Raw genomic sequence first — 25,495 nt, forward strand, 5'->3', positions numbered from 1 at the left:
TCAATAATCCTCGTACCAGCTGCGACCATCCTGGGTAATCATGGCAATGGAGGCGACCGGCCCCCAGGACCCGGCCGGATAACGGCGCGGCGGCGTTTCCCGGGCTTTCCAGCCATCAATCAGCTGATCACACCAGCGCCAGGCATGCTCGACTTCGTCACGGCGCACGAACAGGTACTGCTGGCCTTTCATGACTTCCAGCAGCAACCGTTCGTAGGCATCAGGGATGCGCGACTTGGGGAAGGCGTTATTGAAATCCAGGTGCAGCGGGCCGGGGCGCAGGCGCATGCCTTTATCGAGACCGCTGTCTTTGGTGAGTACCTGGAGCGCAATGCCCTCTTCCGGCTGCAGGCGAATGATCAGCTTGTTGGCCGCGATATTGCGCTGATCCGGATCGAAGATGTAGTGCGGCTGCTGGCGGAAGTGGATCACGATCTGCGACAGCTTCTCCGGCATCCGTTTGCCGGTACGCAGGTAGAAAGGTACGCCCGCCCAGCGCCAGTTGGCCACCTCGGTCTTCATTGCGACGAAGGTTTCCGTCTGGCTCTCCGTGTTGGCGCCCTCCTCTTCCAGGTAGCCCGGCACCTGTTGGCCGTCGCTGGTGCCCGCCGTGTACTGGCCGCGCACCACGTCCTTGTCCAGGGCTTCACCGGTGAACGGCTTGAGCGCCTTCAGCACCTTGACCTTTTCGTCGCGAATGGCGTCGGCGTCGAGATTGGAGGGCGGGTCCATGGCAATCAGACAAAGCAACTGCAGCAAGTGGTTCTGCACCATGTCGCGCAGTTGGCCCGCTTCATCGAAATAGCCCCAGCGGCCCTCGATGCCGACCTTTTCCGCCACGGTAATTTCCACATGGGAGATATGGTTCTGATTCCACTGGGTGCCGAACAGCGGGTTGGCAAAGCGCAGCGCGATCAGGTTCTGAACGGTTTCCTTGCCCAGATAGTGGTCAATGCGATACACCCGCGACTCGGGAAAGACATCGCCAATGGCGTCGTTGATTTCCTCGGAAGACGTCAGGTCGAAACCGATGGGCTTTTCCACCACGACGCGCGTGGCATCGTCCAGACTGCCGCTCTGCTGAAGGTTTCGACAGATATCGCCGTAGATTTTGGCGCCCACCGACAGATAGACCACCATCGGGCGCGGCGACCCTTCGCGCCATTGACGCACGGCATCAAACCCCTCGACGCTGGTAAAATCCAGCTTCAAGTAATCGAGGCGGTCCAGAAAGCGCTCCAGGCTGGCTTTATCCTGCTCGTCCTTTTTGAGACGCTTGTGCAGCGCGCCGCTTACCAATTGACGAAACTCGGCCGTATCGTGCTCCTGGCGCGCCAACCCCAGAATGCGCGTGCTCTCGGGCATCAGGCCTTCTCGGTCCAGTTGATAGAGCGCGGGAAACAGCTTGCGCAGCGCCAAATCGCCAAGCGCGCCAAACAGCGCTAAGTCGATGGCGTTATTCGGATCGCCCAATGGGGCACCCTGGGAGGCAGGTGACGGGCTCATCTCAGCTCCTGATGTAGTTAGATTACCTAAAATCTACCTGAAAAAGGTCATTATATGCAATATTGCTTGTAATTTTACTACAAAATAGCACCAAATATTCATTTTTTAGGTGCCATTACGTCTTATTCTCGATAAAGAAATTTCCACTTTCACTCTCTAGACCTTCATATGCTCCACTGCTACACCTACTCAATGAGAAGGCTAGCTATATTAGTAACTAATCAAGTACCCTTTACTGCTCCGGGCCGTGGATAAGTCGCTAGATTCGACTGATGCCAATGAAGAAGTATCATATTAGGTTTATGTTTTTATGAATTATTTTTGCCAAAGAGAAGCCAATAGCGGCGCCTGTTAATTTTGCATAGGTGACAAAACCAAAATAGATCAGCTCTGTTTGAGTGTAAATTGTCGCATAACTCGCAGACATAGCAGACAGTGTTGCCAAAGCTGCAACTAAGAAGCCCCACCCAACACCATATACCCATGCAATCAAGGCGACGGGTATGAGATATGGAAATATAGATATAACTGGTTCTTCTGATTGATAATTATATATCCACAGACCACATAGCCAAGTGAGCAAAACTAAAATGCGAACAAACGGATTGAGATTTTTTTGAAACAACCCCATAGCATTATCGTCCTACTAAGAAAATATTTATCCATTATTTAACCATAAGCAGGTACATTCGACTTATTTCAAGCAATTTTTACGCAATTTTTACGCCTGCTGGCTTAGGGTTAATGAGCTATTGTGTAATGGACCTACAGCATATAAATTTACGCAATCCAAAGCTGTGGAACTCCCCTTTATCATGATTGAAAAACAGCAATTTATCGTCATAGGCCTAGGGATCTTCGGTGCTACTATTGCCCGTGAATTGACTCAACTCGGACACGAAGTGTTGGGTATCGATGCTGACGAACAGCGTGTCAACCGCTTGGCCGACGAAATCACTCACGCGGTCATTGCCGACGTAACCGATGAAAATACGCTGATCGAGCTAAATGCTGGCAGCTACGACGCAGCGGTCGTTGCAATAGGCAGAAACGTCGAGGCTGCCATGTTAGCAACCCTTAAGCTGCATGAATTAGGGCTTCCCAAGGTATGGACAAAAGCGCTGACGAATCAACATCACCGTGTTCTCGAGCGGCTTGGTGCAACGCGTATTATTGCCCCTGAATACGAAATGGGTGTGCGAATCTCTCAAGAACTCAACTACCCAATGGTGCATGATTATCTGAACCTGGGAAAAGATTATGTTGTCGTGGAGTTTCACACGACAGATGATTTGATTGGCAAAACGATTGGTGAGGTCATCAAGAACGTTGATGTAGCGGCGTTAATATTTAAAAGGAACCAAGAAGTCCACGCACACCCTGACGATGCCTGGAAGATACGCAGTGGTGATCGCTTGGTGCTTGGTGGCTGGCTTGATGAATTAAGAAAGCTTGTTAAAGAGTTATGAAAACAAGCTTACAAGATCAAACGTCCCACCAACCCATTGCCAAAGGGCCGAAGCGTAGACGGAGCATCAAACCTCCTTTGCTATTGCTCGAGTCCTTTCTAGTGCTGATTTTCATTGGAACATGCCTGCTTAAGCTGCCATTTGCCACCGTCACGCCGGTTACCTGGATGGAAGCTGCGTTTACCGCCACTTCCGCAATGACCGTAACCGGTTTAGTGGTTGTCGATACAGGCAGTCAATACACGGTCTTCGGCCAACTCGTTATCTTATGTTTGATTCAATTAGGTGGGCTAGGGTTAATGACCTTTGCGGTTTTGACCGCTCTAGCACTCGGGTTCAAGTTACGCCTCAAGCAACAGCTAGTAGCACAAGAAGCTTTTAATGAAGTATCTCTGCAAACGGCCAGAAAAGCAGGAAGCTCCATTGCGCTCTTTGCCCTTGTCAGTGAAGCCATAGGATTTATTATCCTAAGCTATTTTTTTATCCCCGAGCTCGGCTGGGATGAGGGCCTATATAACGCCCTCTTTTATACTATCTCCGCATTTAACAACGCGGGCTTTGCACTATCTTCCAACAGCTTGTCCGACTATGTTTCCCACCCAGGCATCACGCTTTCTGTAACAGGGCTTTTTATTACGGGAGGGCTTGGCTATATCGTCATCATGGAAGTATTGGAGAAGCGCTCGTGGTCGAAACTTTCAGTTTATGTAAAGATTATTTTAAGCACAACGCTGTTCCTTAATTTGTTTGCCACTGCGGCGATTTTGTTCCTGGAATTTAGCAATCCCAGTACGCTAGGCACGCTGGAAGGGTTTTGGAACAAACTGCTGGCCGCCTGGTTTCAAGGCGTAACGCCAAGAACCGCTGGCTTCAACACCCTCGACATTGGGGCCCTGACAGCCGCTAGTAGCGTATTACTACTCCTGCTGATGTTTATTGGAGGGGCACCTAACTCCACCGCTAGTGGAATTAAAATTTCCACTTTCTTCATATTAATTACGGCTACAAAGTCTTTTCTGCAAGGTAATTTGAATGTGAATTTTTTTGGTCGCTCATTAAGCAGAGAAACTCTCCTTAAAGCGCTCGCGACGACAACCATTGGCATGATAACTATTTTCCTAGCCATTTTTATGCTTACAACTCTGGTAAAAGATGACTTCTTAGACATCGCTTTTGAGGCTGTCTCTGCTTTTGGCACCGTGGGATTATCCCGTGGAACAACGTCTGAACTGGGTACTGCAGGTCAGTTAATCATCATGGCGGTCATGCTCATTGGCCGTCTAGGCCCCCTGACCCTTGGTTACACACTCACAATCCGCCACAAGGCACATGTTAAATATGCAACGACCGAATTTCCTGTTGGCTAACCTTCCGTGACTTTTTCTACTCATTTTCCGGGCTGGACACGATGACTCTGAACCTACCTTGTGCCTCCGGTGAAGTCCGTAGCCATTCTTCGGGGGGCAGTGCGATTTTTTTAGGAGAATTTTACAGACTTTTGCCAGTTGCCATGATGAGATACCACGATGAACACTAGGGCAATTTAAGAGCGACGCTATGACCATTTTCCCCGGCGCACTTTACTATCGGGACGCTTACCGTAACTGGGCACAAATCTTTAAAATCATGTCAGTGCTGTGGCTGGTACTCGCGATGTTCATGGCGCTACCCTTGGTTGTTCTCCTGGTAGAAAAAGATCCTGATGCTCCTGCTTTCGGGGTGTCTTTATTTATTGTACTTGGTGCCGCCCTCACTACATGGCTACTTACCCGCAGGGTGTCATTGCAACTCAAACCCTGGCAAATGTTCGTGCTCACCTCTGCCAGTTGGGCGAGTATTACCGGCTTTGCAAGTCTGCCACTGATTTTGGGGGCTCCCCAGCTAAGCATAACCAATGCAGTGTTTGAATCTGTCTCTGCGATTACCACGACTGGGTCGACGATATTGGTGGGCATCGAGGACCTCTCCGACGGGCTTAAACTCTGGCGGGGCATCATGCAATGGATGGGGGGTATCGGCATTATCGTCATGGGGATCGCCATCCTGCCGTTTCTGAAAGTCGGCGGGATGCGGCTTTTCCATACGGAATCCTCAGACTGGTCAGACAAGGTCATGCCCCGTACGGGAGGCATCGCCAAGGCAACGCTGAGCATCTACGTAACAATGACGCTGATGGCCATGCTCAGCTACTGGTTAGGAGGCATGGATCTTCTGGATGCTGTTGTCCACGGCATGACATCGCTTGCGACCGGCGGTTTCGCGAATTCAGACGCGTCGTTTGGTGCCTACGACGATCAGCCATGGATACTCTGGATGGCTAGTCTGTTCATGCTCAGCGGGGCGTTGCCGTTTGTGCTTTATATCCGCTTTCTTCGCGGTTATCGTAGCGCCCTGTGGAAAGACCAGCAGGTTCGGGGGCTGTTGGGCGTCCTCGCCATCGCGATTGCCCTGCTCACCTTCTGGCGGGTAATGAAGGGCGACTCTGGGCTTGAATCGCTTACTCACGTCACTTTCAACGTCATCTCTGTTGTCACAACCACCGGCTACGCATCCGACGACTATACGCAATGGGGTGCACTGGCCATTGTCGCATTTTTCTACCTGACCTTCGTGGGTGGCTGCAGCGGCTCCACCAGCGGCGGCATGAAAATTTTTCGCTTCCAGATCGCCATGCTGATGCTGCGTGACCAACTCCGCTACCTGATTCATGCCAACGGTGTCTTTTCTGCTCGTTACAATCAGCAGCCGGTGACCAGCGATATCTCAAGAAGTGTGGTGGCTTTCTCATTTTTCTTTTTCATTACCATTGCCGTGCTAGCGTTGGGGCTTTCGGTGCTGGGCCTAGATATAGTTACCGCCCTGTCGGGTGCAGCAACAGCCGTTGCCAACGTGGGCCCCGGTCTTGGCGATACCATTGGCCCATCCGGCAACTTTGCAACGTTACCGGACGCAGCAAAGTGGCTACTTTGTATCGGTATGCTGATGGGCCGCCTGGAAATTTTGACGGTGGTGGTACTATTGACGCCGATGTTCTGGCGTCGCTAGCGTCTTTACGATCATTACGATGTTGCAGGTCGCTGTGCTGGCTCTACCAACAGTCGATAGCCGACTCCTGCTTCTGTTTGAAGTAACACAGGCGTTTGGGGATCATCGCCAAGCTTTTGACGCAGGCGACTAACTACAATACGCAGGTAATGGGAGTCGTCTACATGGGTCGGCCCCCATACTTCCTTGAGTAGCTGGGTCTGTGTCATCACTCGCCCGGCGTAGCGGCACAGTCGGGCAAGGACGGCAAATTCCTTGCGCGTCAAATGCACGTCTCTTTGATGCAGCATTACCCGTCTTAGCTCAAGATCAATCGCCAATCCCTGACTGACATAATAACTCGATGCCATTTCCCCTCTCGCTTGCTGAGCCTGACGCTGGACCGATCTTATGCGGGCGAGTAGCTCCTGAATGCCAAAAGGCTTGGTCACGTAGTCGTTGGCGCCGTTATCCAGCGAGAAGACCTTTTCTTCTTCCCTGTCGCGCACAGAGACCACAATGACCGGCACTGCGCTTTGCTCACGGATACCTCGCAGCACGTCATGGCCCTCCATGTCCGGCAGGCCAAGGTCGAGTAACACTACGTCCGGCGCTTGCGTGTATACCGCAGCCAACGCCTGCTCACCGTTCTCTGCTTCTAATACTCCATAGCCCTGGGACGCCAGACTGATGCGCAGAAAACGGCGAATTTGCTGCTCATCATCGACAATTAAAATGCGTCCACCAACCTCACTCTTCATCTTCACTCCTAATGTCTGCCCCTAATAGCGGCAGCGTAATAATGATCGCCGTACCTCGTCCGCTCTCGCCAGCATCAGCGTTAATCGTGCCACCGTGAGCGCCAATCATACCGCGACAAATAGCCAAGCCGAGGCCGCTGCCATGGGCACTGCGGTCTCCGTCGCCGCCACTGTAGAACATGTCAAACACCTGCTCGCGTAGTTCAGGAGAAATCCCTGGCCCCTGGTCTTCTATCGTGATTACCAGCGTGGATGGCTCACCTTCACCCAGTTGAGCTTTGATGAGTAGCTCACCGCCAGGCGGGGAAAAACGCTGTGCATTATCCAGAACATTGACCAGCGCCTGCTCAACCAACGCCGGGTGGACATAGAGCAACGGCAGCGTCGTGGGCCAGGATCTTCGCACCACGACATGCTTGAGCGACTGGCCCAGGCGCTGAAGCGCTGAATTGATGACATCGTCAAACGACACCCAGTCGCGCTCAATCTTCAAGGTGCCGTGTCCCAGGCGCGTCATGTCCAGCAGATTCTGGATATAACGATTGAGCCTTTCGCTCTCGGATAAAATGCCATCCAGCAGCTCGCGCTGATCATCTTCACTGAGCTGGGCTTTTAGCTCGATCAACGAACTGGTGGCACCAATGATGGATGACAGCGGCGTGCGCAAGTCGTGAGACACCGACGACAGTAGCGCTGAGCGTAGCCGCTCGTTCTCTTCTGATACACGAGTTGCGTTCAATTCGGCCACCAGGCGTGTGCGCTCTAGCGCCATGCTGAGCTGGCGCACTAGTGTGTCGATCAACGACTCCTGCTCATGATTGAGCCCATTGGGGTTTTCCGACAGTTTGAGCGCCAGCATGCCGACTTTTTGATTCTGCACTGATAGCGGTATCAGACGCCACGCCTGCTGGCTCAGCGTTTCGGTGCCTTGACCACTGGGTTTCTGATGTTGCCAGCTCCACACGGCGGCCTGTTTGGCGGTCATATCCAAATGCTCGGAATCGGGCAAGGCATGAAGTACCCGCACCTCACTGGCTGTTTCAGCGGTTTCTATAAACAGGACGGGTACCGTCAAGCATTTAGCGAGCGTATCGACCCCCACCTTTGCAGCGCTTGCACTATCGGTCGCCGTTGAAAGCTGTTCGGCGTAGTGCAGCAGCAACTGGGTCTGATCACGACTTGCTCGCAAGGCAATCAGGCGCTGACGCCCACGCCCCGCCAACTGTCCGACCACAAGTGCTACCAGAAAGAAAAACACCACGGTCAGCAGTTGCCCCCGCTCCACCATGGCAAAGGTCAAACGCGGCTCTGTAAAAAAGAAATTGAACACCAAAAAGCCCGCCACGGCACTCAACATGGCCATGGTCGTGCCCGCCCATACGGCGCTGAATAATACGGCGGCCAGAAACACCAGCGACAGGTTGGCCAGCTCCAGCCAGGGTTCTAATAAATGAGCCACGCCAAGGGACGCCATCACCGCCAGGCTGGTAACAATTAACTGAGGAGAACGCAGCCTAAGGCGACGCTGACGCTTTCCCCAACGTTGTTTCATTGCGCCCTGGGCAACGATCACAATGTCGAAATCTTCTCCATGATCCATCAATCGCTGAGGTAACGGTCTTGTCCACGACCACCAGCGCCGTTTTACGGGCCGCCCCACGACAATGGTGGTGGCGTTTATCGAACGGGCGTAGTTGAGTACTTCGCCATGCTGACTGTGCCCCTGTAAGCGTAAGGAGTCACCACCTAGTCGAGTCACAAGGCTAAAGGTTTGCTCGACGGCAAGCTGTTGCTCAGGGGAGGCAATGCCTTTATCGACATAGACCGCCCGCCAAACAGCCAGACGACGTTCGGCCATACGGTGGGCAGCACGCACAAGCGACACATCGTCTGCATCGCCGCTGATCACCACCAGCAGGTGTGGCCTGACAGGCCAAGGGCCCGCGCGCCCTCCGGCATCCATTGCCACCTTGACATCGGCATCGACCCTTTCAGCCATGGTTTGAATCGCCAGCTCGCGCAACGCATTGAGGTTCGACTCGTTGAAATAACCTTCCATGGCCGCTCGCGCCTGTTCGGGCACATATACCTTGCCTCGCCTTAAGCGCTCGAGCAGTTCTTCGGGGGTTAAATCCACAAGAGACACGTCGCGTGCACGTTCAAGCAAGGCATCCGGCACGGTTTCACGCATGCGGATGCCAGTTATTCTAGCTACATCGTCATTGAGACTCTCCAGATGCTGAACGTTGACCGTTGTCCATACATCGATGCCGGCATCCAGTAATTCTTCGATATCCTGATAACGCCTTGGATGCCGACTGCCGGGGATATTGCGGTGGGCCAATTCATCGACCAGCAAAATACCGGGACGTCGTGCCAACGCCTCGTCAATATCGAATTCGTAAAATGTTCGGCCATGATGCTGTAAAGGGGCCAGCGGTATACGCGAAAGCCCCTCGCAAAGCATCTCAGTATCAGCTCGTCCGTGGGATTCCACCACGCCAATGACGATATCCTCACCCTCTTCAGCGCGCTCCCGAGCGGTACGCAGCATGGTGTAAGTCTTGCCCACACCGGGAGCGGCTCCCAAAAATACTCGCAAACAACCGCGCGCTTCCCGGCGCGCGGCTTTAAGCAATGCATTGGGATCGGGTCGCTGATCCGCTGAGTACATTGGCCTACTCCATGGCGGTTGTGGAGGCTGGGAAACGCTCATCCAAACTGACGTTCAGCCGCAGTACATTGACCACCGGCGAACCTAGCCAGCCTGTATTTTCAAGCGCTTTATCAATCATTTCGATCACACTAGCTTCGTCGATTTCGCGTGCCTGCGCTACCCTTGAGGCCTGTAATTCAGCGGCTGCTGGAGAAATGTGCGGATCGACTCCTGAACCGGAGGCAGTGATCAGATCAACCGGTATCTGATCGACGCTGACACCTTCACGCTCGGCGATGGCTTCCGCATCCGCCTGAGCTCGCTCGCGCAACGCTTTATTACTGGGTGCCAAGTTGGACCCCGAAACACCGCCCGCATCGTTGCCCGCTGCTGAAGGGCGGCCGATAAAATATTTGTCGCTGACAAAGGTTTGCGACACCAAGTAGGAACCTACTATCCGCCCACCGCCGTCGCGTACCAAACTGCCTTGGGCCTGCTCTGGAAATAGCCAACCGCCTACTGTTGTGGTGACCAAGGGGTAAACAAGCCCGAGCAGCACCGCCATCACCCCCATAAAGCGAAGCGCATGTTGCCATGAGGCCTTGACTGTCTGCTGCGCTTCGTCACTGGAAGCAACGTGGCTTTTCATATCCATGTTCATGACGTTTCTCCTAGATAAATAACGCAATTAGCATGTCGAACAGCTTGATCGCAGGGAACGGTAGCAGCAGCCCGCCGAGGCCATATATGAGCAGATTGCGGCGCAACAATACCGTTGCCGATGCAGCCTTTACCGACACCCCACGCAGGGCAAAGGGTATCAAGGCCGGTATGATCAAGGCGTTAAACAGAACCGCCGCAAGCACCGCTGACGTCGGCGAATGCAGATTCATGACATCGAGCACGCCCAACGCCGGGAAGCTGGCGGCAAACAGGGCAGGCAAAATCACGAAGTACTTCGCGACATCATTCGCCAGGGAGAACGTGGTTAGTGCGCCCCGCGTCACCAACAGCTGCTTACCGATTTCTACCGCGCTGATCAGTTTGCCAGGGTCGGAGTCTAGGTCGACCATATTCCCCGCTTCGCGAGCGGCTTGGGTGCCGGAGTTCATGGCCAAGCCAAGGTCGGCCTGAGCCAGCGCCGGAGCGTCATTGGTACCGTCGCCTACCATGGCAACCAGACGACCACTGGCTTGCTCTTCGCGAATCAGCGAAAGCTTACGCTCGGGGGTGGCTTCGGCAATGTAATCGTCGACCCCGGCCGTGGCAGCGATTGACGAGGCAGTTATAGGGTTGTCGCCGGTGATCATCACGGTTTTGATGCCCATGGCGCGCAGCTCGGCAAACTTCTCTGCGATACCGCTTTTAATCACGTCAGACAGCGCCACCACACCCAAGACTTGCTTGTCTTCTGCCACGGCAATAGGCGTCGCGCCATCTCGCGATATACGCTCAATGACCTGGTGATAATCGCTGGGGACCTCACCCCCCTGTGCCTTGACCCACTCTGTGATGGCATTAGGCGCGCCCTTGCGTATTTTTCTACCGCTGGCCAGATCCACACCCGACAGGCGCGTTTCAGCGCTGAAGGCTTCAAAAGTGGCGCCATCGGCTTCTTCACTGAGCTGCACATCCACACCCTGCTCGTTAGCGAGCGTCACAATCGACTTACCCTCCGGTGTAGGGTCTTCCAGCGAGGTCAGGAACGCCGCGTCGCGCACCTTGTTACGTGGCACCTGCTGGCAGGGGGCAAACTCCGTCGCGCGCCGGTCGCCCAGCGTAATCGTGCCGGTTTTATCCAGGAGCAGCGTGTCGATACTGCCTGCGATTTCTACTGCCTTGCCAGACTTGGCAACCAGGTTCGCTCGCATGGCGCGCTCCATTCCGGCGATGCCGATGGCTGGCAAGAGACCACCTATCGTCGTGGGAATCAGACACACCAAAAGGGCTACCAGCATGACCGTCGAGGTTTCTACCCCAACAAAAGCCGCCATGGGTACCAGCGTGACCACCACGATCAGGAACACCAGGGTAAGCATCGCCAGCAGCACCGAAAGCGCCAGCTCGGAAGGCGTTTTCTGACGGCTCGCGCCCTCTACCAAGGCGATCATACGATCCAGCAGGGACTCACCGGGGTTGGCGCTGACTTCAATAATCAGCTGATCCGAGAGCACTTTGGTGCCCGCGCTGACGCCGCTGTTATCGGTACCCGCCTCACGCAGCACCGGCGCGGACTCACCGGTTACCGCCGACTCGTTGATAGATGCGGCACCCTCGACGATATCGCCATCTGCAGGAATCAGCTCACCTGCCACAACTTTTACTCGGTCGCCTTTGCGCAGTGAGTCGGCGGTCACGTCGCTGGTGGTGCCATCAGCGTTTAGCTTAGCCGCCTTGAGTTCCCCTTTGGTTTTGCGCAGCGCGCCCGCGTGGGCCTTACCCCGGGACTCCGCCAGTGACTCCGCACCGGTGGCAAACAGCACGGTAGCAAGCAGCAGTAGCGCAATGGTGAGTGCAAAACCGCCGTTTTCACCCTGCGCGAAGGCAATGGGCGTTAGCCCGAAACACACCACCGTACCAATGGCGACCACCGCCATAACCGGGTTGCGCGCCAGTAGATGGGGCGCAAGCCCTTTCACCGCGCCGGTGACAACTTGGCCAATGGGTAGCGAACGACGCGTCTGTTTAGCAAGCTCTGTATGTGACATCTCTTTTCTCCTAGAAGCCTTGCACGACGGATTCTGCAATCGGGCCAAGTACTAACGCCGGTAAGAAGCCAAGCAGGTTGACGATCACAATCACCCCTGCGGTCAGGCCCATAAAAGCCGGGCTGTCCATGGGCAGCGTGCCACGCCCCGCCGGAGCCGTGCGCTTAGCGGCCAACCAGCCAGCGACGGCTAATGGCACTAGCATAGGTAAGAAGCGGCCAATCAATAGGGCAACCACACAGGCGATATTCCACCACGGCGTATCATCGCCAAGCCCTTCAAAACCAGAGCCGTTATTGGCGAAGGCCGAGGTAAATTCGTAAAGCACTTGAGATAAACCGTGGAAACCAGGGTTTGAGTTGCCCGCGGCGCCGGGCATTGCAACCGTAAGCGCAGATAAACCAAGAATGACCAGCGGCTGAGCAAGAATGGCCAACGAGATCCAACGCATTTCGCGGGTTTCAAGCGGCTTGCCAAAAAGCTCGGGCGCCCTTCCCACCATCAAAGAGCCGACGAAGGCCGCCAACATAAGATACAGAAAGAAACCAATCAGCCCGACGCCCACCCCGCCGAAGGTCACGTTCACGAACATATCCATCAGCAGCATCATGCCGCCCATGGGGTTGAAGCTGTCGTGCATGGCGTTAACCGAGCCATTGGAGGTTTGCGTCGTCCAACTGCCCCACAGAGCGGAAAGGTCCGTACCAAAGCGCAGCTCTTTACCCTCTAAATTCGCCCCGGCCTGGGACAGCTCGACAAGGGCAGCATTGGGCATACGTTCCGAATAGACTACTACGGAGGTGGAAATAAGCGAGAACGCGATCATCACGACACCAATGCCCATCATTAATCGGCGTCGACCGCTGATCAGCGCAATCGCGATAAGCAGCGCCACGGGGATAAGTGTGATTGAGGCGGTTTCGATGACGTTGGCCAGCGGGGTGGGGTTCTCAAGGGGCACGGTGGAGTTGGGTCCATACCAGCCGCCACCGTTGGTGCCCAGCTGCTTGATCGCCACCATGGAAGCCACTGGCCCCAATGGGATTAACTGAACTTCCTCGACTTGCGCGTCGAGCATGTCTACCTGATGCGCTGCCTGATAGCTGGAGGGTACGCCCTGCGAGGTTAGCAATAAAGCCACTACCGTTGCCAGTGGCAGCATGACGCGCACGACGGTGCGGGTAAGATCGTGGTAGTAATTGCCGACGCCTTTGATCAGGCCAGCGGGCCGAGCAACCAACAACGTGCGTGCGATAGCAACCAATACCGCTAACCCTGTGGCAGGTGTCAAAAACTGCAGGGTGACAATGGCCAGGGTCTGACTCAGGTGAGAAAGCTGCGCCTGACCTGAGTAGTGCTGCTGGTTGGTGTTGGTGGCAAATGACACCGCGGTATGCAACGCCGTGTCCCAAGGCATACCGGGTATGCCGTCAGGATTGAGTGGCAGCATGCTCTGACACATAAACACGAGCCATGCCAGCAGAATCAAGCCCACATGCAGCTTGAGAATAGCTAACGCATACGCCTGCCAAGTCATGGTTTGTTGGCTGTTAATGCCTGCCAGCCGATAGATAGGCTTTTCTATCACACTAAACAGCGTGTCGATTCGGCTAGGCTGGGTGCTTAACGCTCGGGCGATATAGATGCCTAATGGGACGCTGAGCAAGGCCACCAAGGCGTAAATGGCGATCATATCGTTCATGGCGATCTCCTAAAAACGCTCGGGGCAAACCAGCGCGTAAAACAGATACGCCGCCGTGCCAGTCGCGATGATTAACAATGCAATATTCATGATAAGTGCCTCCTGTTATTGGCACTTTGAGAATAGGGATTGCCCGCGTAAAAATTCGATGGCGTTTAAAGCGTTAATCGTCAAAAAGACGTAAAAAAGTGTTTTTCGTCACTTTGAGGAAAGGTCAGCCTCGACAGCTTCCCCTTGGATGGGTGACTATCTTCACCAACACACTGTCGGAGTAACCTGCCACCGATGAAGATCATTATTTTGGGCGCCGGCCAGGTCGGCGGCACCCTTGCGGAATACCTGGCCCGTGAGGAAAACGACATCACCGTCGTCGATACCGATGCCAAGAAACTGCGCGAACTGCACACTAAAATCGACATCCGCACGGTCACCGGCGCGGGTTCCTACCCCATCGTGCTGCGTCAGGCGGGCGGCGAAGACGCCGACATGCTGATTGCCGTCACCAGCAGCGACGAAATCAACATGATCGCCTGCCAGGTGGCGCATACCCTGTTCCGCACCCCGACCAAGATCGCCCGGGTGCGCTCCTCGGCGTACCTGACCCGCAAGGGGCTGTTCGCCCACGAAGCGATTCCCATCGACGTGCTGATCAGCCCCGAGCAGGTGGTCACCGACCACGTGCGCCGCCTGATCGAGCATCCTGGCGCGCTGCAGGTGTTGGAATTCGCTGGTGGGCTTGTGCAACTGGTCGCCGTCAAGGCGTTCTACGGTGGCCCGCTGGTGGGCCAGGACCTGGCCTTTCTGCGCCGCCACATGCCCAATGTGGACACCCGGGTGGCGGCGATCTACCGCCGCAACCGGCCGATCATCCCCCGCGGCGATACGGTCATCGAAGCCGACGACGAAGTCTTCTTCCTGGCGGCACGCCGCGATATTCGCGCGGTAATGAGCGAACTGCGCCGGGTCGAACGGGATTTCCGCCGGGTGGTGATCGCCGGGGGCGGCAACATCGGCGAGCGCCTGGCCGAGCACCTGGAGCACAGCCACCAGGTCAAGATCATCGAGCACAGCCTGGAACGTTGCACCACGCTCTCCGAGCGGCTCGACCGCACCGTGGTGCTCCACGGCAGCGCCACCAGCAAGCGGCTGCTGGAAGAAGAGAACATCGAGGACTGCGATATTTTCTGCACGCTGACCAACGACGACGAGGTCAATATCATGTCGTCGCTGCTGGCCAAGCGGATGGGCGCCAAAAAGGTGCTGACACTGATCAACAACGCCGCCTATGTGGACCTGGTCCAGGGCGGCGAGATCGATATTGCCATATCCCCCCAGCAGGCAACCATCGGCAGCCTGCTGACCCATGTGCGCCGTGGCGATATCGTCAACGTCCACTCGCTGCGCCGGGGCGCCGCCGAGGCCATCGAGGCCATCGCTCATGGCGACAAGCAGTCGTCCAGGGTGGTCGGGCGCACCATTCGCGAGATCGACCTGCCCGACGGCACCACCATCGGCGCGATCGTGCGCGGCAAGGAGGTGATGATCGCCCACGACCACATCGTCATCGAAAGCGGTGACCACGTCATCCTGTTCGTTATCGACAAGCGGCGCATCCGTGACGTGGAGCGCCTCTTCCAGGTGGGGCTGACATTTTTCTAGATTTCCACCGCGCGGCCAATGAACTGGATGGGGCCCGTCGGCAGGCCGGTGGGCGAGCCGGTGTCATCTTCCAGAGTGAGCTCAAAAAGCTGGTTATCCTGAAGCGGCGGCAGCTCATCCAGGCGCAGGCGGATGGGCTGACCTGGCTCGACCAGGCCAAGCGATACCGGCGCCTGCCATTCGTCAGCCTTGGTCCAGAACTCAAGCGCCTTGCCATCCGGCACTTCAAAGGTACCCAACGGTATCAACTCAATTTGCTGTTGATTTGAGGCCTGAACGACCCACCCCGCGGACTGGCTTTGTGGCGCGAGCAATACCACCATGTACTCTGGCGTTGTAGGCGCGGTGGATACCTGGCTCAACATCACGCCCATGACTAACGCGGCAGCCATTCCAATACCGGCAGCTCCCTGCCAAAACGGCAACTGGGTGACCCAGCGACGGCGTGGCGGCGTTGTAACGCTGGCACTTTGTGAGTCATGCAAAGCATTAAGGCTGCGTTCGATACGTGGCCATAAAGAGTCAGAAGGCCTTACTGGCTGAGTCAGCGCGGTATAGGGCACGAAGCGTTCTTCCCATGCCATCACCGCTCTGAGCAATTCCGGCTCGTGTTTGAGTCGCGCTTCTACTGCCTTGCGCTGTGCCAACGACAGTGTTCCCAGTACGTATTCACCCGCCAGGGCGTAGTCGTCTTGATCAAGGGGACCGGTCATGCCATACACTCCCTTAGGCGCAGCAGGCTGCGTTTTATCCAGGCTTTGACGGTACCCAGCGGTGCCCCCGTGTGGGCGGAAATTTCCGCATGACTGAGACCATCCACATAGGCATGGAGCACACAGTTACGCCGCTCGGTCTCTAACTGATGCAGGCAGTCATCCATGCGCTGGCCGGTCTGCCAATCGAAGGCATCTTCGACAACGGACGAATGCTGGAAATGTTCGTCGAGGTCTATGTCGGTGGGGTCGTTACTATCAAACGTGATTTCACGATCACGGTAACGGATGGCGTTTAATGCCTGATGGCGCGCCACACTGAATATCCATGTTCGCGCCGACCCTTTGGCTGGGTCGAAGCTATTGGCGCGTTGCCAAATATTAAGGCAGGCATCGTGGACAATGTCTTCGGCCATGCCGCGATCCTTGACGATTCTTAGGACAACGCCTAACAGCCGGGCACCTTCATAAACATAAAGTTGGTGCAAGGCGTCATGCTCGCCGCGGGCACACTTGGCTAATACCGAAGCATGATCAAACTCTAAAGACTCGTCAGTCAAACCCCTAGCTCCCTGGTGACGGCGCCGACGTCGGTCGTCGTTCCCAAAGACAGCATAGCCGCTGGAGGCTCGACAAACGAGACCCCAGCGGAATTAGCGCTCTCGTCGACTTATTCAGCCGACCAGAAGATATAATCGGCTTGGTAGGTAACGACGGCGGTGGCACCGTCATGATCCATATCGCAGGCCACATCCGGAGCAACGCCACCCTGGGTGTTCAGCCGCTGGATGTAGCTGACGCCGGTCATAGCGCCTTCGCCTTCAGCGGGGTTGGCTTCAACAAGCTGGAGTGGAATGTTGCCATCACCATTGGCGGCGGTTGCCAGTTGGGTACCGGTGACTTTCGAGCCATCCAGTGCTTCCCAGGTGGCGGGCGGGCCGTAGTAACTGCCGACCTGGCTGCCGTCGCTATCATTAAGCGCGGCGTGTGGGCCTTTAAATACCCAAGCCATGGTGTCTTCGTCGTTCATTTCACACATATAAGTGATTGCGCCAACACCGACGGTTTCGAGCGCAACGGCATTGCCGTCCGGTACCTGGACGTCCGCGGGCGTCATGTCGGCAAGCGCAGCGTGACTGAAGGATGCAATCAGAGTGGCGGCCAAGGTAGCGCGCGTTAGATGATGAAGGGTCATTTTCAGTCTCCTAAAGGTTTAATATCAGCTGCCTTAAATAGCGGCTGTATAGGGAATACCCGCGAGGAGACGTTTTGGATGCAGCCAATTCATAATATTTCTAAAAAACGTAAAAAAGCCCGCGACGTGTCGCGGGCAATCAGAAACGGGTAAACAGTAAGCGGCCTGGCCTCTTACCAGGCCTACTGGCTTAGAACCAGACTTCGCTTTGAATGCCAAAGGTCCATTGGCTGCCGGTAAATTCATCAGAGCCAAAGGAGTCGGTCGCCGAATAATCGTTAAGTTCGTCGTCCCAATCACTCCAGGTTGCGAACAGGCGAATTTCAGGCCGCTGCCAGAAACCACCTACTTCCGGCTTGAAAGTCGGCGCAACGGTGAACTTGGTGTAGTCCCCGTCAACTTCGTTGCGACTTGAATAGCCCTGGGGGTCGATGTCGATCATCTGGTAGCTGGCTTCGTACTGCATTTCGAAGTTTTCAGTCAGCTCGTTGGCCAAACGTACGTTGAGCGTGGCCCAGTCATACGAATCGCCTTCCGCAAAACGGTCTTCGCTGGTTTCTGCCAGTACGGAAGGCGCAATACGCCATTTGGGTGCGAGATAGGTAGTCCCATAAAGCGCTAGACGGGTTGAGCTGGCATCATCGGTCAAATCACCGTTGGCGCCGATGTTTTTCGTCTCGGCGCCCAGCCCCTGGCCATGCAGCACCGCCGCTTTATAACTGCCCTCGCCCATGCCGAAGAAGCTGTCGCCGTGATACGCCACCATGGTGTGGAAACCGTTTTCGGCGGCTTCCTGCCCGGCGCCGATATCACGGGTGTCGTTATCGGCGGCGGACATGCCGTTGACCATCCACTGCCAGTTACCAAAGTAGTTATTGGAGGTCAGGATCAGGTTATCGGTATTGCCCTCAAGGCCGGGGTCTTCACTACTGACCACGTCAAAATCGGCAAAGCTGCGACCGTAAATCGACAGGTTGGATTTCCAGTTATCGGCCAGTTGCATGTCGTAAATACCGCCACCGGTACCGGCGAGGAAGACCACGTCGCTATCCAGCCAGTGGATGTCGAAGTTGTCGCGGTCAAAACGCTTACCGGCCCAGATGGAAGCGTTTTCAAACGCCCCGGTAAAGCTCGGTAGATCGCTGAATTCAGCATATACCTGACGGACGTTGATATCCGACTCGCCGCCAGTCCAGTCATTGCTCGAGGTGGTGCCGTCGGCAATCATGGTGCGGTATAGCGCTTTGGCGCCGTTATCGAACCGCATGCGGTAGTTCAGAATCGCTTCGGCATAGGTATCGGGCTCGTTACCCAAGCGACCCACCGCGCCGCCTTCAGGGCCTGCAGGTGTGACGTAAGGGCCACCCTCTGCACTTTTGCCATCTTCACCGATCAACAGGCCCGAGCGTGCATAAACATTGAATGAAAACCCTTCTTCGCCGTCAGCATAGCGCTCTACCCTTGCCAGACGCTCTTCAATTTCAGCATCGCTTTCAATATCGGCGGTCGCGGCGCGTTGCTGTTCAGCCTCGGCAGCACGCTGCTCGGCGGCGTCGGCTCGCTGCTCAGCGGCGATAATCCGCGCTTCCAACTCGGCAAGCCGCTCTTCCATGGTGGTATCGGCCATGGCCGCACCGCTGACACCCAAGCTGGCGGCGGCGATGGCAATCGCCAGCGGTGTTTTGAACGTCATTTTATCCATTGTTTTAAACCCTATTGTTGTTCGACGCCCGCCCGTCACTGCGTTGCAATCCGATGCGCATGAAAGCGGTCGTGTTTGAGTCGATTGTTGTAAATCGTATTTGCCCCAACAGTTGGTAAAGCAACCACCGCTACCAACCAAAACGCTGGAACAAGTGAAACTTAATCGATTAAGACTACGTAAACCAACCAGTAATTACTAATTGTCGACCAATGTCTAAACAGCAGGCATCGTGTTAGCAAAATCTGAATAAATAATTAGACAAAAGTCGCTATTGAACTTGCTGACAAGAGGCGGCTAACTAGGCGCACCAACTTAATCGTTTAAGTCCACGTTCCACGGGCTTGAACGATGCGCTACCCGACAACAACAAACGCCGAGGAACCATCATGAAAAAAACGCTTTTAACGACCGCCATTGCGCTTGCCAGCACTACTGGTGGCATCAGCCAGGCTCAGGCGGCTGACCTGACCATTTCATGCGGTGCCGTAGGTGCCGAACTGACGCTTTGCCAGGAAGGCGTGGCCGCCTGGGAAGCAAAGACCGGCCACGAGGTCGATGTGGTCTCGACGCCCAATTCGTCCACCGAGCGGCTTTCGCTGTATCAGCAGATCCTGTCCGCCAATTCCAGCGATATCGACGTCATGCAGATTGACGTTGTCTGGCCGGGGCTGCTGGCCAACCACCTGCTCGATCTGCGCGAGGTGCTGGGCGACGACGCTGCTGCCGGACATTTCGAGACCATCGTGACCAACAACACCATCGACGATCGGTTGGTCGCCATGCCGTGGTTTACCGATGCAGGCGTGCTGTATTACCGCGAAGACCTGCTCGAAAAACATGGCTTTGAAGTACCCACCACCTGGCAGGAACTGACCGAAACTGCCCGCGCGATCAAGCAGTCAGAGCGCGAAGCAGGCAACGACCGCATGCAGGGCTATGTCTTCCAGGGCCGCGCCTATGAAGGCTTGACGGTGAATGCCCTTGAATGGGTGGCAAGCCACGGTGGCGGTAATGTTGTTGAGGCTGACGGCGAGGTCAGCATCAATAACCCGCAGGCGGCCGAAGCGCTTGACCTGGCGGCCTCATGGATCGGCGATATCTCGCCCAATGGCGTGCTCAATTACACCGAGGAAGAAGCCCGCGGTGTCTTCCAGGGTGGCAATTCCGTCTTCATGCGCAACTGGCCTTACGCCTGGGCGCTGGCGCAAAGCGAAGACAGCGACGTCCGTGGCAATGTCGGCGTCACCCAACTGCCGGCGGGCGGCGAAGACGGTGAAAGCGCTGCTGGCCTTGGCGGCTGGAACCTGGCGGTATCCCGCTACACCGAGAACCCCGAGCTTGCCGCCGACCTGGTGGCCTTCCTGACCGGCGAGGAAGAGCAGAAGCGTCGCGCCATCGAAGCCTCCTACAACCCGACCATTGACGCGCTCTATCAGGATGACGAGGTGCTGGATGCCGTGCCCTTCTTCGGCACCCTTTACGACACCTTCACCAACGCCGTTGCCCGTCCTTCTGCGCCAACCGGCGATGCCTACGGCCGGGTCAGCAACGCCTTCTTCAGCGCTACCCACGAAGTGCTCTCGGGTACCAAGGATGGCGCCCAGGCCGTTGAGGACCTGGAAAACGAGCTTCTGCGTTTGAAGCGTCGTAACTGGTAACGCTGGAGAGCCTGATGACGACTTCTCACTCAAGCGCGCCCGTTGGGGCGCGCACCGCCCCATTGACGGCGCGGCGCTCGCGCGGCACCAAGGTGCGCCGTCAGCGGGTCAAGGCGGCTTGGTTATTTTTGACCCCCATGCTGGTGGCGCTAGCGCTGGTGGCTGGCTGGCCTTTATTTCGCACCTTCTTTTTAAGTTTTACCGACGCCTCACTGTCTGACCTGGGCACCGCCAACTTCATCGGCTTCGAGAACTACCTGGTTCACGATAACGGCCGCTGGTTTGGCATCATGGCCGACCCCGTGTGGTGGCAGTCGGTATGGAATACCGTCTACTTCTCGGTGGTGGCCGTATCACTAAAGGTTAAATTTGGCGTCATCGTTGCGCTGATTCTCAATGCAGAGTTTAAAGGGCGCACCATTGTGCGTGCCGCCGTACTGATTCCCTGGGCCATCCCCACCATTGTCTCGGCGCAGATGTGGGCATGGATGCTCAACGACCAGTTCGGCATCATCAACCACATGCTGATGGGGGTTGGCGTCATCGATGACCCCATTGCCTGGACCGCCAGCGCCACCTACTCGATGTGGGCGGTGATCATGGTCGACGTCTGGAAAACCATCCCGTTTGTTGCCCTGCTGGTGCTTGCCGCCCTGCAGATGCTGCCCAAGGACTGTTACGAAGCTGCCGAAGTCGACGGCATTCATCCGGTGCGGGTGTTTTTCAAGGTGACGCTGCCGCTGGTTACCCCTGCCTTGATGGTGGCGGTGATTTTCCGCCTTCTCGACGCACTGCGGGTGTTCGATGTCATCTACGTGCTGACCTCGAATTCCACCAGCACCATGTCCATGTCGGTCTACGCTCGCCAGCAACTGGTCGAATTCCAGGACGTCGGCTATGGCAGCGCGGCGTCCACCCTGCTGTTCCTGATTATCGCCCTGGCAACCGTTGCCTACATTTATGCCGGTCGCAAGCAACTGCAACTGGGAGGTGACGCATGACCGCACGTCAGCTGAGCAAAATAGCCAAACGGGTCGGCTTCTGGGCGCTGATCGTGCTGATCATGGTCTACGCCGTGTTCCCGTTTTATTACGCCGTGATCACTTCGTTCAAACCTTCAAGCGAATTGTTCCGCGTGGAGCTCTGGCCGTCTACCTGGCACCTGGGTAACTACGCCCAGGTGCTCACCCAGTCGAGCTTTCTGCGGGCGATCTTCAATTCCATCGTGGTCGCCGTGAGCGTGGTGTTCATCGCCCTACTGCTGGGCATTACGGCCTCCTACGCGCTGGGTCGCGTCCGTTTTCGCGGGCGCTCAACGGTATTGCTGGTCATTCTGGGAGTATCGATGTTTCCCCAGGTGGCAGTGCTCTCCGGGCTGTTTGAAGTCATCCGCACGCTCAACCTCTACAACAACCCGGCAGGGCTGATCTTGAGTTACACCATCTTCACCGTGCCCTTCACGGTGTGGGTGCTGACCACCTTCATGAAGCAGCTCCCCATGGAACTTGAAGAAGCCGCCATCATGGACGGCGCTACACCGTGGATCACCATTACCAAGGTGTTTTTACCCCTGATGTGGCCCGCCATGGCGACCACCGGGCTGCTCGCCTTCATTGCCGCGTGGAACGAGTTTCTGTTCGCGCTTACCTTCACCCTGACCGACACCCAGCGCACCGTGCCGGTGGCGATCGCCCTGCTGTCCGGCGGCAGCGCCTACGAATTGCCCTGGGGGCCCATCATGGCGGCCTCGGTGGTGGTGACTGTCCCACTGGTGGTGCTGGTGATTATCTTCCAGCGACGCATCGTCTCTGGACTCACCGCTGGCGCCGTCAAAGGCTAAGGATTTTTAATGTCATCAACGGACTCACTCATGCAAGATACCCAAGACACAAACGCCTGGTGGCGCGGCGGCGTTATCTATCAGATTTACCCGCGCAGCTTCATGGACAGCCGCGGGGATGGTATCGGTGATTTACCCGGCGTTACTGAAAAGCTCGATTATGTGGCATCGCTCAATGTCGACGGTATCTGGCTATCGCCTTTCTTTACTTCGCCAATGCTCGATTTCGGCTACGACATCAGCAACTACCGCGACGTGGACCCGATGTTCGGCACGCTGGACGACTTCAAGGCGCTGCTGGCCAAAGCCCACAGGCTGGGCCTGAAAGTGATGATCGACCAGGTCATCAGCCATACCTCTGATCAGCACGCCTGGTTTCAGGAAAGCCGCCAGAATCGCACCAATCCCAAGGCTGACTGGTTTGTATGGGCTGACCCCAAGCCAGACGGCACGCCACCCAACAACTGGCTGTCGATTTTTGGCGGCCCGGCATGGACCTTTGAGCCACGCCGCCAGCAGTATTACATGCATAACTTTCTAACCAGTCAGCCGGACGTCAACTTCCATAACCCGGAAGCGCGTCAGGCCCAGTTGGATAATATGCGCTTCTGGCTGGAGCTGGGTGTCGATGGTTTCCGCCTGGACACGGTCAACTTTTTCTTTCATGACACCAAGTTACGCGACAACCCACCCGTTCCCAAAGGCGAAGCCAAAACCCTGGGCGCCCCGGACAGCAATCCGTATACCTGGCAGCGCCATGTCTATGACCTCAGCCGCCCGGAGAACCTGGACTTTCTCAAGGATCTGCGCGCGCTGATGGATGAATACCCCGGCACCACGACCGTGGGTGAAATCGGCGATGACAACCCGCTGGAGCGTATGGCCGAGTACACCGCCGGGGGCGACAAGCTGCACATGGCCTACACCTTCGACCTGCTCAACAAGCCGCATTCCGCTGCCTATCTACGTGAGGTCATCGAGCGCTTCCAGCGGCTGGCGGGCGATGCCTGGCCGTGCTGGGCCACCTCGAATCACGATGTTGAGCGCAGCGCCTCGCGCTGGGGCGCCGACGAAGACCCAACGGCCTATCCTAAAGTGGCCCTGGCAATGCTGTTTTCACTACGTGGCAGCGTCTGCCTTTATCAGGGCGAAGAGCTTGGGCTACCCGAAGCCGAGGTTCCCTTTGAACGCATTCAGGACCCTTACGGCAAGGTGCTCTGGCCCGAATTCAAGGGCCGCGACGGCTGTCGCACGCCCATGCCCTGGGATGATTCGTCCCAGGCGGGCTTTTCAAGCGCTGAACCATGGCTGCCGGTCTCGCCACGACATCGCGAGCTTGCCGTGAGCCAGCAACAGGGCGACTCGGCCTCAACCCTCAATGCCACACGCCACTTGCTGGCATTTCGGCGCCAGCACGCCGCGCTGTTTGACGGTGACTTGACGCTGGTCGACGTGGGCGACGACCTGCTGGGCTTTACCCGCCAAAACGGCGACGAATCCCTGCTGTGCGTTTTCAATCTGACCGGCCTGCCGCAAGAGGTTACGCTCCCCGTTACGGTGACCGCCGATCTCGACGGCCACGGCTTCAACTATCAACGCGACGGCGACCGACTGACGCTCCCCGCTTACCAGGCGGCCTTTATGCGCACCGCCTAAACCGTTTCAAACAACAACAGGCCAACCCGGGGCACAGGCCTTGAGGTTGGCAAGGAGTCACCCATGGCAAGTGTTACGCTTGAAAAAATTAACAAGGTGTTTGGCCGCGACCACATCATCGACGATGTCGATCTGGAAATCGGCGACGGCGAATTCGTGGTGTTTGTCGGCCCATCGGGCTGCGGCAAATCCACCCTGCTGCGCCTGATTGCCGGTCTGGAATCCATCACCGATGGCGATTTGCGTATTGATGACACTGTGGTCAACGATTTACCGCCACGTGAACGCGGTGTCGGCATGGTGTTCCAGTCCTATGCGCTCTACCCGCACATGACCGTATACGACAACATGGCGTTTGGTCTTAAGCTGGCCAAACAGTCGGATGAGACGATCAATGATCGGGTGATGAGCACAGCCAGGATTCTTCAGTTGGAAGAGTTGCTGCACCGCAAGCCCAAGGCACTTTCCGGTGGCCAGCGCCAGCGGGTAGCCATGGGCCGTGCCATGGCCCGGGAACCGCGCATTCTGCTGTTTGACGAACCGCTCTCCAACCTGGACGCCTCACTCCGGGTGCAGATGCGCAACGAAATCGCCCGGCTGCATAATCGTCTCGGCTCCACCATGATCTACGTGACCCATGATCAGGTAGAGGCCATGACGCTTGCCGACAAGATCGTGGTCCTCAACGGCGGCCACGTCGAGCAGGTGGGCAGCCCTCAAGCGCTTTATCAGCGCCCCGCTACCAAGTTCGTTGCCGGGTTTATCGGCTCACCCACCATGAATTTCATGCCCGCCCAACTGCTGGCAAAGGATGACCATGGCTGCCGGGTACTCGCTGCAGGCGTGGGCGAACTTGCCTTACCACAGGATGCAAGTGCGCAGCCGCAAAGCGCCGGGCTCAGTATTGGCGTGCGCCCGGAACACCTCCGCCTGGCAGAGCCGTCTGGAGATAACCGTTTCGAGATCGTCAACGTTGAATACCTGGGTAACGAAGTCTACGTTTACCTGGATCCCAAAGAAGGGGATACACTGCTGATCCATCGCAGCGAAGCGCCTAGTCAATGGGAAGAAGGGCAACACGTCGCGCTAGTACCGGACACGCAACATGTCCATCTGTTCGATGACCGCGGTGCCGCGCTGGATTTGCCTGCTCAACGGCAAGCCGCCTGACTCGTGCTTTGACCACGATTATCCACCGACCCGCGCAGATCGCGACGAGCCGTATGATGCAGGGCTTGTCGGG

21 protein-coding genes are annotated in these 25,495 nt (G+C 56.3%); 9 read left to right on the forward strand and 12 right to left on the reverse strand.

Going from position 1 to position 25,495, the window contains the following annotated elements; genetic code table 11:
• Both zwf and BMX75_RS17980 read right to left on the reverse strand, forming a co-directional pair.
• On the reverse strand, positions 1-1,506 hold the full coding sequence (zwf, locus tag BMX75_RS14895; RefSeq protein WP_092829260.1) for a glucose-6-phosphate dehydrogenase: 1,506 nt from the start codon (positions 1,504-1,506) through the stop codon (positions 1-3).
• 289 nt (positions 1,507-1,795) lie between these two features.
• Entirely contained in the window at positions 1,796-2,137 is a 342-nt protein-coding gene (locus tag BMX75_RS17980; RefSeq protein WP_139197172.1) for a hypothetical protein, read from the reverse strand.
• Between the two features lie 184 nt (positions 2,138-2,321).
• Between BMX75_RS17980 and BMX75_RS14900 the strand changes: the two genes are divergently transcribed.
• From BMX75_RS14900 to BMX75_RS14910, 3 genes are all read left to right on the forward strand, one after another.
• Complete coding sequence (locus BMX75_RS14900) at positions 2,322-2,975, forward strand: potassium channel family protein (RefSeq protein WP_092829262.1); 654 nt, start codon at positions 2,322-2,324, stop codon at positions 2,973-2,975.
• Positions 2,976-3,076: 101 nt separating this feature from the next.
• Positions 3,077-4,342, forward strand: coding sequence for a TrkH family potassium uptake protein (locus BMX75_RS14905; protein WP_217639886.1), 1,266 nt, complete (start codon positions 3,077-3,079; stop codon positions 4,340-4,342).
• 190 nt (positions 4,343-4,532) lie between these two features.
• On the forward strand, positions 4,533-6,020 hold the full coding sequence (locus tag BMX75_RS14910) for a TrkH family potassium uptake protein (RefSeq protein WP_092829264.1): 1,488 nt from the start codon (positions 4,533-4,535) through the stop codon (positions 6,018-6,020).
• 14 nt (positions 6,021-6,034) lie between these two features.
• Here BMX75_RS14910 and BMX75_RS14915 read toward each other — a convergent pair whose 3' ends face one another.
• Genes BMX75_RS14915 through kdpF form a run of 6 tightly spaced genes read right to left on the reverse strand, consistent with a single transcriptional unit; the run spans position 6,035 to position 13,916 of the window.
• Complete coding sequence (locus BMX75_RS14915) at positions 6,035-6,760, reverse strand: response regulator (RefSeq protein ID WP_092829266.1); 726 nt, start codon at positions 6,758-6,760, stop codon at positions 6,035-6,037.
• Positions 6,750-9,434, reverse strand: a complete 2,685-nt coding sequence (locus tag BMX75_RS14920; RefSeq protein WP_092829268.1) for a sensor histidine kinase — start codon at positions 9,432-9,434, stop codon at positions 6,750-6,752. Before BMX75_RS14920 ends, BMX75_RS14915 begins: the two co-directional genes overlap by 11 nt.
• A gap of 4 nt (positions 9,435-9,438) precedes the next feature.
• Positions 9,439-10,077, reverse strand: a complete 639-nt coding sequence (kdpC, locus tag BMX75_RS14925; protein WP_245748586.1) for a potassium-transporting ATPase subunit KdpC — start codon at positions 10,075-10,077, stop codon at positions 9,439-9,441.
• 10 nt (positions 10,078-10,087) lie between these two features.
• Positions 10,088-12,124, reverse strand: a complete 2,037-nt coding sequence (kdpB, locus tag BMX75_RS14930) for a potassium-transporting ATPase subunit KdpB (protein WP_092829270.1) — start codon at positions 12,122-12,124, stop codon at positions 10,088-10,090.
• Positions 12,125-12,134: 10 nt separating this feature from the next.
• Positions 12,135-13,826, reverse strand: a complete 1,692-nt coding sequence (gene kdpA / locus BMX75_RS14935; protein WP_092829272.1) for a potassium-transporting ATPase subunit KdpA — start codon at positions 13,824-13,826, stop codon at positions 12,135-12,137.
• A gap of 9 nt (positions 13,827-13,835) precedes the next feature.
• The gene (gene kdpF, locus BMX75_RS18425; protein ID WP_083003017.1) at positions 13,836-13,916 is read right to left on the reverse strand and encodes a K(+)-transporting ATPase subunit F; all 81 of its coding nucleotides are present in this window, start codon (positions 13,914-13,916) and stop codon (positions 13,836-13,838) included.
• A 195-nt stretch (positions 13,917-14,111) separates the two neighbouring features.
• Between kdpF and trkA the strand changes: the two genes are divergently transcribed.
• The gene (gene trkA / locus BMX75_RS14945) at positions 14,112-15,485 is read left to right on the forward strand and encodes a Trk system potassium transporter TrkA (RefSeq protein WP_092829274.1); all 1,374 of its coding nucleotides are present in this window, start codon (positions 14,112-14,114) and stop codon (positions 15,483-15,485) included.
• Here trkA and BMX75_RS14950 read toward each other — a convergent pair.
• The 4 genes from BMX75_RS14950 to BMX75_RS14965 all read right to left on the reverse strand — a co-directional run bounded on the left by BMX75_RS14950 (position 15,482) and on the right by BMX75_RS14965 (position 19,095).
• On the reverse strand, positions 15,482-16,198 hold the full coding sequence (locus BMX75_RS14950; protein WP_092829276.1) for an anti-sigma factor: 717 nt from the start codon (positions 16,196-16,198) through the stop codon (positions 15,482-15,484). The two genes, trkA and BMX75_RS14950, sit on opposite strands and share 4 nt — an antisense overlap.
• Positions 16,195-16,758: a sigma-70 family RNA polymerase sigma factor gene (locus BMX75_RS14955; protein WP_092829278.1), complete on the reverse strand. Its 564-nt coding sequence runs from the start codon at positions 16,756-16,758 to the stop codon at positions 16,195-16,197. Before BMX75_RS14955 ends, BMX75_RS14950 begins: the two co-directional genes overlap by 4 nt.
• 110 nt (positions 16,759-16,868) lie before the next feature.
• A complete protein-coding gene (locus BMX75_RS14960) occupies positions 16,869-17,393 on the reverse strand; it encodes a DUF3455 domain-containing protein (RefSeq protein ID WP_092829280.1) in 525 nt (174 codons plus the stop codon).
• 190 nt (positions 17,394-17,583) lie between these two features.
• Positions 17,584-19,095 (reverse strand): carbohydrate porin, encoded by a 1,512-nt coding sequence (locus BMX75_RS14965; protein WP_092829282.1) that lies wholly within the window; start codon positions 19,093-19,095, stop codon positions 17,584-17,586.
• A 389-nt stretch (positions 19,096-19,484) separates the two neighbouring features.
• On the opposite strand from BMX75_RS14965, the gene BMX75_RS14970 reads away from it, so the two are divergent.
• From BMX75_RS14970 to BMX75_RS14990, 5 genes are all read left to right on the forward strand, one after another.
• Complete coding sequence (locus BMX75_RS14970; RefSeq protein ID WP_092829284.1) at positions 19,485-20,756, forward strand: ABC transporter substrate-binding protein; 1,272 nt, start codon at positions 19,485-19,487, stop codon at positions 20,754-20,756.
• A gap of 14 nt (positions 20,757-20,770) precedes the next feature.
• Positions 20,771-21,757 carry a carbohydrate ABC transporter permease gene (locus tag BMX75_RS14975; protein WP_092829286.1) on the forward strand — a complete coding sequence of 329 codons (987 nt, stop codon included), beginning with the start codon at positions 20,771-20,773 and terminating at the stop codon, positions 21,755-21,757.
• On the forward strand, positions 21,754-22,596 hold the full coding sequence (locus BMX75_RS14980) for a carbohydrate ABC transporter permease (protein WP_092829288.1): 843 nt from the start codon (positions 21,754-21,756) through the stop codon (positions 22,594-22,596). Before BMX75_RS14975 ends, BMX75_RS14980 begins: the two co-directional genes overlap by 4 nt.
• 30 nt (positions 22,597-22,626) lie before the next feature.
• Positions 22,627-24,252 carry an alpha-glucosidase family protein gene (locus BMX75_RS14985; RefSeq protein WP_092829391.1) on the forward strand — a complete coding sequence of 542 codons (1,626 nt, stop codon included), beginning with the start codon at positions 22,627-22,629 and terminating at the stop codon, positions 24,250-24,252.
• Positions 24,253-24,315: 63 nt separating this feature from the next.
• A complete protein-coding gene (locus tag BMX75_RS14990; protein WP_092829290.1) occupies positions 24,316-25,422 on the forward strand; it encodes an ABC transporter ATP-binding protein in 1,107 nt (368 codons plus the stop codon).
• Positions 25,423-25,495: the final 73 nt, after the last annotated feature.

Origin of the sequence: Vreelandella subterranea, assembly GCF_900111305.1 — a bacterium.
GTDB lineage: Bacteria > Pseudomonadota > Gammaproteobacteria > Pseudomonadales > Halomonadaceae > Vreelandella > Vreelandella subterranea.